We start from the raw sequence: 16272 nt of genomic DNA, 5'->3' as shown, positions 1-16272 counted from the left end.
AGACGTCCTTATTGAGCATAAAGTTTTTCTAAACGCGCATGGGCACGTTCAATTGCAGCTTCGACTTGCGCAGGTGCAGTTCCACCAATATGGTTACGTGCATTGACTGACGCTTCAAGGGTCAGTGCCTTTTCAAATACATCCGCTTGAATTAAGTCAGAGAACTGTTGAAGTTGTTCTAAAGTTAATTCAGAAAGATCTTTTGACTCTTGAACACCTAAAGCAACAGCTTTACCCACAATTTCATGTGCATCACGGAAAGCCACGCCATTTTTCACAAGGTAATCAGCCAAGTCAGTTGCGGTTGAGAAACCACGCAGCGCTGCTTCACGCATGATGTCGATGTTTGGCACCAAAGCAGGAATCATGTCTGCAAAAGCCATGAGCGAGCCACGCACGGTATCAATCGCATCAAACAACGGTTCTTTGTCTTCTTGGTTGTCTTTGTTATACGCCAACGGTTGACCTTTCATCAGTGTTAACAAACTCATCAAGTCGCCATAGACACGGCCTGTTTTACCACGCACTAACTCAGGCACATCTGGATTTTTCTTTTGTGGCATGATTGAAGAGCCAGTACAGAAACGGTCTGGAATGTTTACAAACTTAAACTGTGCAGACGTCCAAAGAATCAGTTCTTCTGACATACGTGATAAGTGCATCATGATCAGAGAAGCCGCGGCATTGAACTCAATACCAAAGTCGCGGTCAGATACTGCATCGAGTGAGTTTTCAGAAACAGCTTCAAAACCCAGTAACTCTGCTGTAAATGCGCGGTCGATTGGGTAAGTAGTACCCGCAAGTGCTGCTGAACCCAAAGGCATGCGGTTAGTACGTTTACGACAGTCAATGAGACGCTCAGAGTCACGGACTAACATTTCAAACCATGCTAGTAGGTGGTGACCAAAAGTCACAGGCTGTGCCGTTTGTAAGTGAGTGAAGCCCGGCATAATGGTGTGCGTGTTTTGAGCAGCAATACTCAAAATACCTTTTTGCAATTTTTTCAGTAATTCTAAAATGGCATCGATTTCATCGCGGACATAGAGGCGAATGTCGGTTGCCACTTGGTCATTACGGCTACGACCGGTGTGGAGCTTTTTACCTGTAATGCCAATCCGTTGAGTCAAACGCGACTCAATGTTCATGTGCACATCTTCTAGGTCAATACGCCATTCGAATTGACCCGCTTCGATTTCAGCTTGAATGGTGTTTAAGCCATTGATGATGTCATCGCGTTCTTGTTCTGTTAGAACGCCAACTTTAGCAAGCATGGTCGCGTGAGCAATAGAACCTGCAATATCTTGTTTATAAAAGCGTTGGTCAAATTGTACAGATGCTGTAAATTCAGCAACAAAGGCATCAGTAGCTTCAGAGAAACGACCGCCCCACATACCCGAAGTTTGGGCTTGTGACGGATTTGAGGAATTAGAAGATGTGGTCATGTCGGCTCAATAAGATAAAAAGCGGTAGAACTCGCATGAGTATAACAAATTCAAGACAACTTGCCGAAGTTCAAGATGCGCAAAGTTTAACTTCCAGCATGGCTAAGCCAAATATCTCTTATTTATTTAGTAAAATCGTGCAATGGCCGCATTTGTTGGAATTATTTGTTGGTGGAAATTTGTTGGCCATGCTGTTGGCTTTGGCCGAGGCGCAGTCTTGGTCAAACTTGGTGTTTGAGCATGTACTCGGTTATATGCTTTACATCAATTGGGTTTTACTGTCTTTTGCTGCGCTAATGCAATATGGGCAAAAAAAGTTGCAGAATTTGGGTCTGGGTATGACTTTATTGTCAGGCTTTTTTCTATTACAGATCATTGTGTTGGTGACCACGCTGAGCCTTAATATACTGATCTTCTTTGGAGCTAATTTTAGTTTCAATGGTTTGACTTCAGCCATCTTATGGAATGATGTGGCTTTGCATTTGGGTTATGGTTTGCTGTTGGGAAGTTTTAGCTTTCGTTATTTGTACCTAAGAGAGCAATGGTTTAGGCAGCAAAACAGTGAGCTGAATGCACGGGTGCAGGCGATGCAAGCCCGTATCCACCCGCATTTTTTGTTTAATAGTTTAAACAATGTGATTTGCCTAATTGCGATTGACCCAGATAAAGCCGAACAGATGTTGCTCAATCTATCGCGTCTGTTTAGAGCCAGTTTCCAAGAGTTAAAACTGGTCAAGCTCAGTGATGAAATTGAGTTGTGTCAGCGTTATTTGGCGATTGAGCAAATTCGTTTGGGGGATCGTTTACAGGTTGAATGGAAAATCGAGCATGCCGAATTGTGTAAGCAGGTACAAATTCCACTCTTAACTTTACAACCTTTACTTGAAAATAGTATTTTTCATGGTGTTGAAAAATTTTTAACTAAGAGTACGATAAGTGTACTGATTGAAATATTGCAAAATCAAGTTAATATCGTCATAACTAACCCATTTACAAAGGAAACAATTCATAAACGACAAGGACATGGTATTGCCATTGAAAATGTGAAGCAGCGCCTAGAGGCATATTTTGGGCGAACTGTGAGCTTTCAAACCTATGCAGGGGAGGGAATGTATACCACTGTTGTGCAGTATCGATATAAATAAGCCGCAGTGAACCTATAAAAATAAACAAGGTGACTGTTGGGGAGGAGATAAATGGACATCCTAATTTGTGATGATGAGCCTTTAGCAATCGAACGTTTGTCTAGATTGGTGAGTCAGCTCGGACATCAAGTGGTGGCAACAGCCTCACATGGTCAACAAGCAATTGAATTAACTCAACAATATGAACCAGATGTGGTACTTTTAGATATTCAAATGCCAGAAATGGATGGTTTGACCTGTGCGCATTATTTGCGCCAACTTGAACCGATGCCTGCTTTGGTGTTTTGTACAGCTTATGATGAACATGCGCTCGATGCATTTAAGTCACATGCTGAAGGTTATTTATTAAAACCAGTGATGCAACAGGAATTGCAACAGGTGCTTGGTCACCTCACTAAATTAACCCAAGCTCAAATGAGCGAGATAAAACAAAAAGAAAATATGGATGAATTTAACATAAAGCGACATCAAATCGCAGCGAAAACCTATCGTGGTGTGGAATTGGTTCCCATTGAAAATATTTACTATTTTTTGGCGGATCAAAAATATGTCACGGTACGCCACAAAAACGGCAGTGTCTTAATTGATGAAACCTTAAAAGACTTAGAGTATGAGTTTGGGGATGCCTTTATTCGTATTCACCGTAATGCCTTGGTTTCAGTTCACTTTTTAGAAGGGCTTGAAGTGGTCAACTCTGGGCAGTATCAAGTGCGTTGCCGTGAGTTAGATGAGCGTCTAGCGGTGAGTCGACGGCATTTACCGGGCTTGCGCGAGCGCTTACATAAGCTTTAGCACGCCAATTTAATGACTCTGCTGCTGCTGAGGCGGGGCGCTTTGGGCTGAATACATTTCCAATGGGGGAAATTCAGTTTAAGATAGTTTCATTCTTATTGGCACATACTAAAATTTATGAAAACCCTAAAGATCGCTACTCGACAAAGCCCGCTTGCTCTTTGGCAAGCTGAACATATCCGTGCTCGTTTAGAAGCATTGCATGCGGGGCTCACAGTAGAGTTGGTGACTTTTGTTACCCAAGGGGACAAAATTTTAGATACACCATTGGCAAAAATTGGTGGCAAAGGTTTATTTGTCAAAGAGCTTGAAGCGGCTTTGTTGGATGGTCGTGCCGATTTGGCAGTGCATTCAATGAAAGATGTTCCGATGGCTCTGCCAGAGGGGTTATCACTGGCCGTGATTTGTGAGCGTGAAGATCCTTTAGATGCTTTTGTGTCGAATAGTTATGCGAATTTTGATGCATTGCCACAAGGGGCGAAGGTCGGCACTTCGAGTTTACGCCGTAAATGCCAAATTTTAAAACTACGACCTGACTTAGAGATTATTGATTTACGTGGGAATGTGGGAACGCGTTTATCTAAATTAGACGCAGGTCAGTACGATGCCATTATTTTGGCCAGTGCAGGATTAAAACGCTTGGGGTTGGCAGAACGTATCCGTCATACCATTCGCCCAGAGTTGAGTTTACCTGCCGTGGGCCAAGGTGCTTTAGGGTTAGAGTGCCGTGCAAATGATCAAGCGGTATTGGATTTGATTCATCCTTTATTACATATAGAAACCGATACCTGTGTACGGGCTGAACGTGCTTTCAATGCTTATCTTGAGGGGGGGTGTCAGGTGCCTATTGCGGGCTATGCCACTTTAGCAGACAACCGCATTCAGCTTGAAGGGCGTGTGGGGAGTGTCGATGGGCAAACGCTCCTCAAAGCACAAGTGGCGGGTGATGCGGCTGAAGCCGAACATTTGGGCGTTGTCCTTGCACAAGAGTTATTGGCTCAAGGTGCAGGTGACTTACTCAAAGCCTTTTATCACTAATATGTCTTAACGATGCTGTTTATTAATACGCGTCCTGTTGATCGTGCGGCAAGCCTCACTCAAGCGCTAGAGCAACAGGCTGTTGAAGTCTATTCATTGCCGTTACTGGAGTTGTTGCCTAGAGTATGGAGTCATGACCTAGAGCGCTTGTATCAGCAGCTAGTGTACACTCAAGTGATTGTAGTGGTTAGCCCCAGTGCTGTGCAGTTTGGTATGGTACATTTGCTGCAAAGCGGTTTAACGGTGTCCGATTTACGGCACATTCAATGGATTGCGGTTGGACAAAAAACAGCGCAGGCTTTGGCTGAATATGGTTTGGATAGTGTGGTGCCTGAGGTGGAAACCTCTGAAGGGATGTTACAACTGCCTGTTTTGCAGAACTTGGCCAGTGATGCGAGTATTGCATTTTGGCGGGGAGAGGGTGGGCGTCAGTTTATGATGGACACCTTAATGCAACACGGGCGTCTTATACTGAACTTTATTTTGTATGAGCGTCGCTGTCCAAATGAAACGATGCAGCAACAGGCTGAACTAATTCAATGTTTATCAGAACATAATCACTATGTCACACTGATCAGTAGTGAGGCCAGTTGGTTGAATTGGTTAGCTCTACTGGACACAAATATTCAGCTCCTGCAAAAAGGACACTTTTTGGTGTTGGGTGAGCGTTTGGCACAGATATTGAAACAGTATCAAGAGCAAATGCATGTGTCGTTTAAAATGAGCGTACTGAAAGATTTAAAGACAGCCACGATTGTACAGTTGTTACAAAGTGAGCAAGGGAACGCATGAAGAAGATTCTTATCATTGTATTGATGGCTGCATTGGCGTGGATTGCGAAGCTAAGCTATGACGTGTGGGGGCTGAGTACACAGCAAGCCACTTTGCTCAATGAAATGCACCAAATCGAACAGCGCAGCGCCAATTTGAACGATCAAGTCGTGGCTATGCAGCGTCAAAAAGGAACTTTGAAACAAGACTCAACAGCAGCGAATGCGACGATTAGCGAACCTGCCGAATTGGTGGTTGAAGGCATTGATCCAATTTTGTTTATTAAGCAGCAGCTGGACTTGGTTGAGTTTGCCTTAAAGCAACAGCAGTATGTGGTGGCCACTGATAAGCTGGCCTTTTTAGATATGCAGCTGGAAAAATATAACTTGGCTGTGGCGTTGAAGCAAAGTTTGCATCAGGTCATAGCGCGAGATATGCAAACCATTCAGAAGTTTGTGGCTGAGCGCAATGAGCAGCAAGCGCTGATTAACCGCCAGTTGCAACAGATTGATCAGGTCTTAAGTCGAGAAATACAACAACCTCAGTTAAACACCACACGTGATCCGTCCGAATCCTTTTGGAAGCAATGGTTGAGGCTCGAACCTGCGCAAGCACCTGCAACAGCGTTAATGCAACGACAAATCGTGCTTAAAGAAGCCCAGTTACGCTTATTGTTAGCACGTCAAGCCTTAGCTGCAGGGCAATATACCGAATATCAAAAAGACTTAACCGAAGTAATGCTGTTGATCCAGCAACTTCCAGACCCTAAAGCCAAAGAGCTGCTGAAACAGCTGAATAAGCTGAAAACATTGGTGGTTGTCCCAACGCCTATTTTAAGTACGCGTGCGTTGTTGGGGTAATGGAATGAAACAAATACTGATTGCTTATGGTTTGGTGAGTTTAATTGCAATTGCTGTGTTGAGTGTCTTGAGTTATGGGCATGGTGCGGGTTATGTCTACGTGTTTTGGCATGACTGGCAGTTACAAACCAATCTCTGGATCGTATTTATTGCGCTAGCACTGCTTAGTTTTAGCTTGCATTTGGTTTGGTTGGGGCTAAAACGCTATCTCAGTCGAGAAAAACGCAAAGCGGAAACTGTTTTTGATTTTAAAAGTTTGCATCCTTATGAACAACTGGCTGTGATTTGGTTATTGGATGCAGGCCGAGATCAGCAAGCCTTTATTCAAAATGCTTTCGCGCAGTCGGGCTTGCTCAAAAGTATTATTGATGCGCGTTTATATTTGATGCAGGAGCAATTCCCTGAAGCTTTAAGCGCCTTGAGCCAAAGCAATGCCATGGCCTTTGAGTTGGCTGAACTACAACGTATTGAACTGTTTTTAGCACAAGAAAATGCAGAACAGTCTTTAACCCATCTTGAGTTTCTAAATCAACATGAACTGTCACCTTGGCTTAAAGATGTGCAAACCGCTTATGAAGCGTGTTTAAAAGAGCTATGGGGACGTTTTGCGATCCAGTTTCCATGGCTTTATTTACGCTCAACTCAATATGGTCATTTAGATCAAGATGTGAAAAAAGCATGGTTGAAGCGTTTGTTGATAAAATTTGATCAAGCTAATTATGAAAATTTAGAGGATTTAAGACAACGTTATTTGGATTTGTCTGATCAGATTTTCAGCCACAGTTATGATGTTCAACTGTTGTGGCTTAAGTTATTAGCACGTATGCCAGACATGAGTCAACAGCACGAACACTTGTCGATTTATTTACTCAATCAGCAGTTTAATTCGGAAGTATTTTATTTGTGGTTCCAGCAGCAACTTTTGAAACAGCAACCCGATTATGTGGACTTGCAGCAACATATTGAAGCATGGGAAGCGAAGTATACGAGTGTGCCGGTTTTGAGTTTTGCCAAGTGGCATATTTATACTGCTTTAGGCATGCAAGAGCAGGCAGATACGTTATTAATTTTATATCCAGATAATGTATTAATGAACTATTTAAGAATCAAATCGACTTTAAATGGTGATGAAGATTTAATTAAACAGTTAAATTTAATTTTTGAAAATAATGCAAATTTTGTAGAAATGAAAATATAGGTGCATAATGCAGAGCGTCTTAGATTACCCATTGGTTTATACTCAACCCGTGGCTTGGGGAGATATGGATGCCTTTGGTCATGTTAATAATGTCATGTATTATCGTTATGTTGAAAGTGCGCGTTTAGCTTATATTGAACATACGGGTATTTTATCTGCGGATGTACTGACTGTTGTTGCATCAAATCAGTGCAAATATTTAAAACCCGTATTTTATCCAGACCAATTAAAAATTAGTGCGCGTATTGAAGAACTCAGAAATAGTGCATTTCGTATGCACTATTTATTATGGAGTGAACAGCAACAGTCATTCGTTGCGGAAGCAGAAGCGGTCATTGTTTGTGTCGATAAAACCAATATGCAGAAAACATTAATTCCTGAACTGGTGCGTCAAAAACTCAAAGAATTTGAGTTAACCGTCGGTCACCAAATATAAATCTCTTTTTATTTATTTTAAAAGTCGCTAGACTATATAAATATTGTCTAAGTATTGTTGTTTAAGTCATGGATGAGTTGAGTCTTTGGTCTAATCAAAATATTATTAAATAGACTCAGTAAATAAAATGTTGGTTAATGGAGTTAATGTAATGCCAGATATTAGTAATTTGTCCGTAGAAGAGTTAAAGCGTCTACAAATCGAAGCGGAAGCTTTAATTGCATCTAAAAAAGATCAAGCAATTGAAGATGCTTATACCCAAATTAACGCGATTGCGGAAAATGTAGGCTTAAGCATTGAACAAATTTTAGAGTTTGGCGCGACTAAGCGTAAAAAAGGCACACGTAAGTCGGTTGAACCGCGTTACCGTAACAAAGGCAATGCTGCTGAGACATGGACTGGCCGTGGTAAGCAACCACGTTGGTTAGTGGCTCAGTTAGAAAAAGGTGCGAAGCTTGAAGATTTTCTAATCTAAGTCATCACCTTGTCACAGATGTGACCTAAGCTCAAAAAACCAAGCATCATGTGCTTGGTTTTTTTTATAGTTAAAGTTTGGTGTTGTTGTAAAATTATGCATAATGTCTATCAAAGAAAGACAAGAAATGAAGCAAGGAAGAATAATTGAAAGTTCGTGGTGGGAGAATCACAAAACCTAAATACATCACGTGGTGGATGTTTGCAGTCGTTGCCTTTTTAATTTTTGTTTTGCTGCAAATTCCTGCGGCATGGCTCATTGCAAAATTTTATAAAAACAACCAAGTTTTACATAACGTCAGCGGTAATATTTGGCATGGACAGGCCGATTGGCAAACTGGAAAATTGCGTGGAACTGTGCTTTGGACCACCCGACCTTTAGATTTACTGCTCCTTCGTGCAGGTGCGAATCTCGAAATTTATAGTGCCAATACCAAGCTTGAAGGCGTTTTGGCCTATGGGTTTGGGAAAAAAATAATGGTGCGTGATTTAAACGGACAAATTGCACCCGAAACGTTAAAGTCGTTGGCCAATTGGCAATGGCCGAGTAATGCGATTCAGTTACAAGAAATTGATTTTAACTATAAAAAAGAGCAGGGATTTGATCAAGTGGATGGGGGAATACAATGGGCAGGCGGCGAACTCATGTATATCTTTGCGCAGCGCCCACAACAAATGCAGATTCCATCGTTGGCGGGTCGTTTGTCGCAGGAGCAAAATAAGCTGATGGTCGATTTACGCGATCAACGACAACAAAAACTGATGAACCTGACCATCGACCCAAGTCTGATGTTGGATGTGCAATTAACCCAGCGTCTCATGTTGAATGTCCCGTCATATCAAGGCAAAGCAGGCCTAGATAGTTATGTGGTGAGTTCACGTCAGCCTTTACTTAGTGGGGGCTTTTAATGGGTTTTGATCTGCAAAAATTACCAGAGCTGAATCTCAAACAGTTTGAACGCGTAGCACCACTGTGCTTAATGCTTTTGATCTTGGCACTATGCTGGAAGTTGGCTGGCTTATTTTGGCTTTGGGTGGCGCCACCACAAGTCATGCAAATACCACGCGTTGAATTGGGTTCGCAGCAACCTCAAGTTCCGAATATTACCAATTTTGCGTTATTTGCAGAGCAAAGTAAGAATCCCGCAGATGATCAGCTCAATTTACAGCTACAAGGGGTGGTGGTTGGACAACCCAGTCAGTTCTCATCTGCTGTGATTAAGGCAAATAATGTAGCAGAGCGCTATCGGGTGGGGGAAAACATCGAAGGCAGCGCTTATTATTTGTCAGAGGTGTATTGGGATCGCGCGATTCTCAAAAATAACAGTGGGCAAACCCGAGAATTGTTTTTTCAAGGGATTGATAATTTAGATCAGCAAATTGTGCCCCCAGCAACAGCACCCGTTGTAGCGCCTGCTGTGAGTCAAGAGCAGCAAGCATTAGGCCAAGCAGTACAGAACTTACAACAAGATCGTGAGCAATATTTAAAAGATTTGGGTGTAAATACCAATAACACAGGGCAAGGTTATCAAGTCACGGAGCAAACACCAGCTGCACTGCGAAGTCGTTTAGGCTTGCAGGCTGGGGATCAGATTATGTCTTTAAATGGTCAAACGATCGGACAGGGGCAAAACGACGCGCAGTTGTTAGAACGTGCGCGCCGTGAAGGACAAGTAAAAATAGAAGTGAAACGTGGTGATCGTATCATTACGGTACAACAGAATTTTCAGTGATCGAACATCACCAATATTAGTTAGGAATGACTTGGATTTATGGCTTTATTGAATCACCGCCCTGTTTGGGCACTGACAATCGCAGCGCCTTTGCTTGCCATGGTGAGTACAGCCAACTATGCACAAACATGGAAAATTAATCTGCGCGATGCAGACTTAACTGCATTTATTAATGAAGTTGCAGATATTACGGGGAAAAACTTTGCAGTTGATCCACGGGTACGCGGCAATGTCACGGTGATTTCAAACAAAGCGTTGAATAAGCAGGAAGTCTACGACTTGTTCTTAGGGGTCTTGAATGTCAATGGTGTGGTTGCGATTCCTTCTGGACGGACCATTAAAATTGTGCCTGACAGTAATGTCAAAAGTTCAGGCATTCCCTATGATGTTCGTCACCGTGCCACAGGCGATCAGGTTGTGACGCGGGTGATTTGGCTGGAAAACACCAATGCCAATGACTTGATTCCTGCACTACGTCCATTGATGCCGCAGTTTGCGCATTTATCTGCGGTGAATGGCACCAATGCACTGATTGTATCTGATCGCGCCAGCAACATTTATCAGCTTGAGACGATTATTCGTAACTTGGATGGGACGGGACAAAATGACATCGAAGCGGTGTCGTTGCAATCGAGTCAGGCTGAAGAAATGATTGGATTACTAGAAAGTATGAGCGGAACAGGCTCGATCAAAGATTTAAAGGGTTCCAGAATACGAATCATTGCAGATAACCGGACCAATCGGATTATTCTAAAAGGAGATACCGCGACGCGTAAACGTATTCGCCAAATGATCGAGATGCTGGATGTGCCTGCTGCGGAGCGTTTGGGGGGCTTGAAAGTGTTCCGCTTAAAATATGCCAGCGCTAAAAGCTTATCCGAAATTTTACAAGGTTTGGTCTCAGGGCAGGCTGTTAATTCTAGCCAGTCTAACGACAGCAATAACAATAGCAATTCCAGCTATAACCAAAGTAATAGCGCGAGTGAAGGTTCATCTTCACAGATTTCCACCCCAAGTATTAACTTAAATAGCCAGTCCAATCGCAATCAGAACAACATCACCAGCTTTAACAGTAATGGGGTCAGTATTATTGCCGATAGTTCGCAAAATGCACTGGTGGTCAAAGCAGACCCTCAGTTGATGCGTGAAATCGAGTCGGCTATTCAGCAGTTGGATACCCGCCGTCAGCAAGTCCTGATTGAAGCGACTATTCTCGAGGTGGAAGGTAACGATGCCGACCAACTGGGCGTGCAATGGGCGATGGGTGATTTAAGTAGTGGTGTTGGGATTATTAATTTTGACAATATTGGTTCGAGTCTCAAAAGTATTGCTGCAAACTATTTAACGGGTGGCGGTGCGGGGGCTGCAAGTGCAATTGGCGCGGGTGGTTCGTTAATTCTTGGGGATTATAAAGAAGGCAGTGATGGCTCACGTCAGTTATATGGCGCGATGATCCAAGCGTTAAAAAGTAATACCAAGTCGAATTTGCTGTCTACACCATCGATTGTCACCATGGACAATGAAGAAGCCTATATTGTCGTGGGGGAAAATGTGCCCTTTGTAACAGGCTCAGTTTCTACCACTTCTTCAGGTACAGCTAACCCTTACACCACCATCGAGCGTAAAGATGTGGGGGTAACGCTTAAAGTGGTGCCGCATATTGGTGAAGGTGGAACCATCCGCTTAGAGATTGAACAAGAAGTCTCGGATGTCAAAGCCAATAAAGGTCAGGCGCAGGATTTGGTTACCAGTAAGCGTGCGATTAAAACCTCAGTCTTGGCTGAACATGGCAATACCATCGTTTTAGGCGGCTTGATTTCGGATAATACGTCTTATTCACGTCAATCGATTCCAGGTCTTGGTGCAATACCGGGATTGGGACGTTTGTTCCGCTCAGATGGTAAGTCAGATCAGAAACGCAATTTGCTGGTTTTCATTCATCCGACGATTGTGGGAGATGGGGAGTCTGCACGTCGTCTTTCTCAGCAGCGCTACAGTCAGCTTTATAGCTTGCAGTTGGCGATGGATAAAGATGGTAGCTTTGCCAAGTTGCCTGAAAATGTCGATGATGTCTTCCAACAGCGTTTGCCTGTGACACCAACCAAACCGACCTTGCCACAATCGTATCAACAGGTGCCAACCAGCCCAACCTCAACGCAGCCGATGGTTGAAACAACGCCTGTCGCCATTGAACCTGCGATTCGTAAACAGCCGATTGCTAGTGTTCCTAAAAATACCACCTCGCGTCAGCTATACCCAATGGTTCAGCCCCAGATTGGCTTGAACTTGATGATGCAAAATGTTCAAGGTGGTCGCGTGGTACACATGGCTCAGGCGGTATCGACAAGCTATTCCATCCCTGAACGATATACTGAGAATGTCTCGATAGGTTCAGCCTAGCTGTCCTGCTATTCATCTCTAAGGGAAGGTGAAATGGTAAAGAATATTCTCTGTGTTATCATAAATCAGCACATAGAGAGATAAGTCATGACTTGGAAAATACAAGCAATTACTGGCGAATTAACTGGTCAGGAAATTAGCATTGACCGTGATATGTTGGTCGGTCGTCATCAAACAGCGGATATTTTATTACAACAATCTGAAATTTCGCGTAAACATGCGGCCTTTTTACTGAAAGAACACGCTTTGTGGCTACAAGACTTGGGTTCTTCAAATGGCACATATGTGAATGATGTGCAAATTGCGGCAGAAACGTTGTTGAAGCAAGGCGATATCGTTCAGTTTGCAAGCTTAAAGTTTTCGGTCTTTGAGCCTGCTAAAGCGCTAGAAGACGTGGTGGAATCGGTAGAGGTTGCAACTTTAGGTGCAGCTGTGGTTGAAGCGCCGATTAGCCAGCCATCAGAAGCGGTAGCTACTTCAGAAACTGCCCAAGCGGAAGTCGGTGCTGATGCACCTGTTATTGAGCCAGAACAGCCAAAAACAGCGGCACAGCATATGAGCGATCAGGGTATGCCTGAGCTAAAAGAACGCGATGGTAATGTGAGTTTAACGCGTGACGGGATGCCGCAAAATGTCGGTATTCCGAAACCCGCTCCTATTCCAGCAGGGGTGGATTTGAATGCGCCTAGCGTGCCTCAGGTTGAGAATAATGAGGCTCCAAAAGTACAGGTTGAGCAAGAGGCAGAAACTCAGAAAAATGCCTCGCTGGGGCTAATCTCGATTATTGTCTTGATTATTTTAGCGATTATTGCTTGGCTGATGTTCAAATAAAACGCAGATCACACTACAATCAAGGCATGCACAAGCATGCCTTGATTTTTTTGGGCAGTACACGATAAAAATGGGTGAGGGTGAATGAATATTGCAAATTTGGCACAGCGAGAGGTTTTACTTTTCGATCTAGATGGAACCTTGGTGGATTCAGCAACAGATTTGCATCGTGCCATGAATATGAGCCTGAATGCTTTGCAGCTGCCTACTGTTACTGAGGCGCAGGTGCGGGTCTGGGTTGGGAAGGGAACAGCGCTGTTTTGTCAAAGTACCTTGCAACATTTAACAGGTAGAGTTGATCCTGCCCAGCGACAACAATTGTTGGAGACGTTTTTAAAAATTTATAATGTCGACCCATGTGTGGAAACTCAGCCTTTCGATGGCATTCTTGAGTTTTTAGAATGGGGCTTGGTACAAAAGAAAACCATGATTTGCGTGACCAATAAACCTGAAGCGCCTGCGCGTGCTATTGTCGATCAGTTAGGCATGACCCATTATTTTGCTGATGTCATCGGCGGCGATCGTTTCGAAGAGCGTAAGCCACATCCGCGTCAATTGTTACATTGTGTTGAGCAATATGCACAAAGCAAAGATCAGGTCTTAATGATTGGGGACTCATCCAATGATGTTGAGGCTGCACGCCGTGCGGGTATTGATTGTGTTGTGGTCAGCTATGGCTATAATCATGGTGAAAATATTTTAGACTGTCAGCCACAGCAAGTGGTGGATAATCTGTGTGAACTGATTGGGTAACTTTGTAAACGAAGGAATGAACATGAGTAAACATATGGCTTTTCGATGGCGAAACTCAAAGCACTAATTTTAAAAACTGATCACGCCATATTGAAAAAAATAGAGAACACTCATGACAACGCAAACTCAATTCGATCAACTCAAAACAGCAGGGTATAACCTGATTCCAGTCTATCGTCAGCGCTTAGCCGATACTGAGACACCATTGTCCGTTTTTGCGCGCCTAAAAGAGCATAAGCAAGCCTATTTGTTTGAATCTGTGGAAGGTGGGGAGAACTGGGCACGCTATTCTATTATTGGTTTAGGTGAATCTACCGTGTTCTCATGCAACGCGGGTGAGCTGACCATTCAACAAGCCGATGGCACTATAAAAAAGCAACCCTGTACAGATCCGTTCCAATTCATCCGAGATTTTCAGTCGCAGTATAAAGTACCTACTCAAGCTGATTTACCTGCTCTGCCAAGCTTTACCGGTGGCTTGGTGGGCTACTTTGGTTATGATGCGGTACGTTATATTGAACCGCGTTTAAACAACGCGCCAGAAGCAGACCCAGTGGGTTTGCCTGATATTTGGATGATGTTGTCTAAAACAGTGATTGTGTTTGATAACTTAAAAGATACGCTATTCCTGATCGTGCATGCCGATGTGGTCGATGCGGATGCGTATAACCAAGCCCAGCAGCAACTGGATGCATTGGAAGATTTACTCGCAACGCCCATTAGTCTAAAAGCCACGCCGCATACTGCACCGCATTTTGAGTCACTCACGGGCAAAGCAAAATTCTTAGAATCGATTGAAAAGGTGAAAGAGTATATTCGTGCGGGCGATGTGATGCAGGTGGTGCCAGGGCATCGTATGGTCTCTGACTTTGATGGTGAGCCTTTACAAGTCTATCGTGCGCTACGTCATTTGAACCCATCGCCTTATTTGTTCTTGGTGCAGGGGCAAACTTTGGAAAATAATCAGCCTTTTCATATTGTCGGTTCTTCCCCGGAAATTTTATCGCGTCTTGAAAATGGAATTGCAACCGTGCGTCCGCTGGCAGGAACGCGACCACGTGGTAAAACCAAAGAAGAGGATTTGGCGCTTGAACAAGACTTGCTGTCGGATGAAAAAGAGATTGCTGAACATTTAATGCTGATTGACTTGGGGCGAAATGATGTCGGTCGCGTCTCGAAAATTGGCAAAGTGCAAGTGACTGATCAAATGGTGATCGAACGTTATTCACATGTCATGCATATTGTTTCCAATGTGCAAGGCGAAGTTCGTGATGATGTAGATGCCTTGGATGTTTTTAAGGCAACTTTCCCTGCAGGTACACTTTCAGGTGCGCCAAAAATCCGTGCGATGGAAATTATTGACCAAGTAGAACCCGTAAAACGTGGAATTTTTGGCGGTGCTGTTGGTTATTTGGGCTGGCATGGTGAAATGGACATGTCGATTGCGATTCGTACCTGCGTTATTCGTGAAAATAAGGTCTATGTTCAGGCAGGAGCGGGGCTTGTTTATGACTCAAATCCTGAATCTGAGTGGAATGAAACCCAAATAAAAGCTCGCGCAGTGATCAAAGCGGTTGAATTATCGTCAAACGGATTGATTTTGTGAGTTTTTGACGTTTTTTTTGAAAAAAACACTTGCAAGGATTTTGAGTTTTGCTAAACTGCACACCGTTCCGATACGAAACGTACGAAACACTAAGAAACGCCGGCATAGCTCAGTTGGTAGAGCAACTGACTTGTAATCAGTAGGTCCACAGTTCGAATCCGTGTGCCGGCACCATCTTAGAGGGTTGAGTAGGTTAAGTAAAGAACGACACTGAAGTAAGTGTAAAATGGTGAGGTTCCCGAGCGGTCAAAGGGGGCGGACTGTAACTCCGCTACGAAAGTTTCGAAGGTTCGAATCCTTCCCTCACCACCAATTTTAAGACTTCAAGAAAGTGGTCTTTGTACCAACATCGTGCGGGAGTAGCTCAGTTGGTAGAGCGGTAGCCTTCCAAGCTACATGTCGCGAGTTCGACCCTCGTCTCCCGCTCCATTTGAAGTTTTATATTTGCTCTTATAGCTCAGTGGTAGAGCACTCCCTTGGTAAGGGAGAGGTCTCGAGTTCAAATCTCGATAAGAGCTCCAGATTACAGTTTAGTAGAATTTCTACAAATTTTTAAAGAAGCAGGCTTATTAGTCTGCTTTTCAAGTATTTGGTGTTTGATTTTTTAGGCGATGTGTCGATACTGAGTTGTTTATACCTGTGTTCGACGTAAACGAGGAAGATGAACATGGCTAAGGCTAAGTTTGAACGTAATAAGCCACACGTTAACGTGGGCACAATCGGTCACGTTGACCATGGTAAAACAACTTTAACAGCTGCAATTGCAACTGTATGTGCGAAGAAATTCGGTGGC

The 16272-nt window shown here is 43.5% G+C and carries 16 protein-coding genes and 4 tRNA genes; 19 read left to right on the top strand and 1 reads right to left on the bottom strand.

All coding sequences use genetic code 11. The features are described 5' to 3' along the window. Positions 1-8 precede the first annotated feature (8 nt). Positions 9-1442, bottom strand: a complete 1434-nt coding sequence (argH, locus tag MF4642_RS08470; protein WP_004692796.1) for an argininosuccinate lyase — start codon at positions 1440-1442, stop codon at positions 9-11. Here argH and MF4642_RS08465 point away from each other — a divergent pair. The 19 genes from MF4642_RS08465 to MF4642_RS08375 form a co-directional block, all read left to right on the top strand. Beyond that, a complete protein-coding gene (locus MF4642_RS08465; protein ID WP_162841309.1) occupies positions 1433-2587 on the top strand; it encodes a sensor histidine kinase in 1155 nt (384 codons plus the stop codon). The two genes, argH and MF4642_RS08465, sit on opposite strands and share 10 nt — an antisense overlap. 51 nt (positions 2588-2638) lie before the next feature. Continuing rightward, complete coding sequence (locus MF4642_RS08460; RefSeq protein WP_078425925.1) at positions 2639-3379, top strand: LytR/AlgR family response regulator transcription factor; 741 nt, start codon at positions 2639-2641, stop codon at positions 3377-3379. Between the two features lie 117 nt (positions 3380-3496). Beyond that, complete coding sequence (gene hemC, locus MF4642_RS08455; protein WP_078425924.1) at positions 3497-4417, top strand: hydroxymethylbilane synthase; 921 nt, start codon at positions 3497-3499, stop codon at positions 4415-4417. A 12-nt stretch (positions 4418-4429) separates the two neighbouring features. Continuing rightward, positions 4430-5209: a uroporphyrinogen-III synthase gene (locus MF4642_RS08450; RefSeq protein ID WP_078425923.1), complete on the top strand. Its 780-nt coding sequence runs from the start codon at positions 4430-4432 to the stop codon at positions 5207-5209. Then, entirely contained in the window at positions 5206-6048 is an 843-nt protein-coding gene (locus tag MF4642_RS08445; RefSeq protein ID WP_078425922.1) for a hypothetical protein, read from the top strand. Before MF4642_RS08450 ends, MF4642_RS08445 begins: the two co-directional genes overlap by 4 nt. A 4-nt stretch (positions 6049-6052) precedes the next feature. Beyond that, the gene (locus tag MF4642_RS08440; protein WP_078425921.1) at positions 6053-7246 is read left to right on the top strand and encodes a hypothetical protein; all 1194 of its coding nucleotides are present in this window, start codon (positions 6053-6055) and stop codon (positions 7244-7246) included. 7 nt (positions 7247-7253) lie between these two features. After that, the gene (locus MF4642_RS08435) at positions 7254-7682 is read left to right on the top strand and encodes an acyl-CoA thioesterase (protein WP_058868750.1); all 429 of its coding nucleotides are present in this window, start codon (positions 7254-7256) and stop codon (positions 7680-7682) included. Between the two features lie 151 nt (positions 7683-7833). Next, on the top strand, positions 7834-8157 hold the full coding sequence (locus MF4642_RS08430; RefSeq protein WP_004692786.1) for an H-NS family nucleoid-associated regulatory protein: 324 nt from the start codon (positions 7834-7836) through the stop codon (positions 8155-8157). A gap of 197 nt (positions 8158-8354) precedes the next feature. Then, complete coding sequence (gspN, locus tag MF4642_RS08425; RefSeq protein ID WP_078425920.1) at positions 8355-9065, top strand: type II secretion system protein N; 711 nt, start codon at positions 8355-8357, stop codon at positions 9063-9065. Continuing rightward, positions 9065-9889 (top strand): type II secretion system protein N, encoded by an 825-nt coding sequence (locus MF4642_RS08420; protein WP_078425919.1) that lies wholly within the window; start codon positions 9065-9067, stop codon positions 9887-9889. The genes gspN and MF4642_RS08420 overlap by 1 nt, the downstream gene beginning before the upstream one ends. A gap of 39 nt (positions 9890-9928) precedes the next feature. Continuing rightward, complete coding sequence (gene gspD, locus MF4642_RS08415; protein WP_078425918.1) at positions 9929-12289, top strand: type II secretion system secretin GspD; 2361 nt, start codon at positions 9929-9931, stop codon at positions 12287-12289. A gap of 87 nt (positions 12290-12376) precedes the next feature. Next, a complete protein-coding gene (locus MF4642_RS08410; RefSeq protein ID WP_078425917.1) occupies positions 12377-13120 on the top strand; it encodes an FHA domain-containing protein in 744 nt (247 codons plus the stop codon). A gap of 84 nt (positions 13121-13204) precedes the next feature. Next, positions 13205-13873 carry an HAD-IA family hydrolase gene (locus MF4642_RS08405; protein ID WP_078425916.1) on the top strand — a complete coding sequence of 223 codons (669 nt, stop codon included), beginning with the start codon at positions 13205-13207 and terminating at the stop codon, positions 13871-13873. A 112-nt stretch (positions 13874-13985) separates the two neighbouring features. After that, positions 13986-15479 (top strand): anthranilate synthase component I, encoded by a 1494-nt coding sequence (gene trpE / locus MF4642_RS08400; protein ID WP_078425915.1) that lies wholly within the window; start codon positions 13986-13988, stop codon positions 15477-15479. 98 nt (positions 15480-15577) lie between these two features. Continuing rightward, positions 15578-15653, top strand: a tRNA-Thr gene (locus MF4642_RS08395). Positions 15654-15707: 54 nt separating this feature from the next. Beyond that, positions 15708-15791: transfer RNA gene (locus MF4642_RS08390), tRNA-Tyr, on the top strand. A 41-nt stretch (positions 15792-15832) separates the two neighbouring features. Beyond that, positions 15833-15908, top strand: a tRNA-Gly gene (locus MF4642_RS08385). A 17-nt stretch (positions 15909-15925) separates the two neighbouring features. Beyond that, a tRNA-Thr gene (locus MF4642_RS08380) sits at positions 15926-16000 on the top strand. 146 nt (positions 16001-16146) lie between these two features. Continuing rightward, the coding region (locus MF4642_RS08375) for a GTP-binding protein (RefSeq protein WP_227518531.1) at positions 16147-16272 on the top strand (126 nt) is incomplete at its 3' end.

The sequence above is a fragment of the Acinetobacter sp. MF4642 genome (assembly GCF_002018925.1).
Lineage (GTDB): Bacteria > Pseudomonadota > Gammaproteobacteria > Pseudomonadales > Moraxellaceae > Acinetobacter > Acinetobacter johnsonii.
The sequence above is the reverse complement of the archived record's forward strand: the minus strand, read 5'-3'. Positions and strand labels throughout refer to the sequence as shown.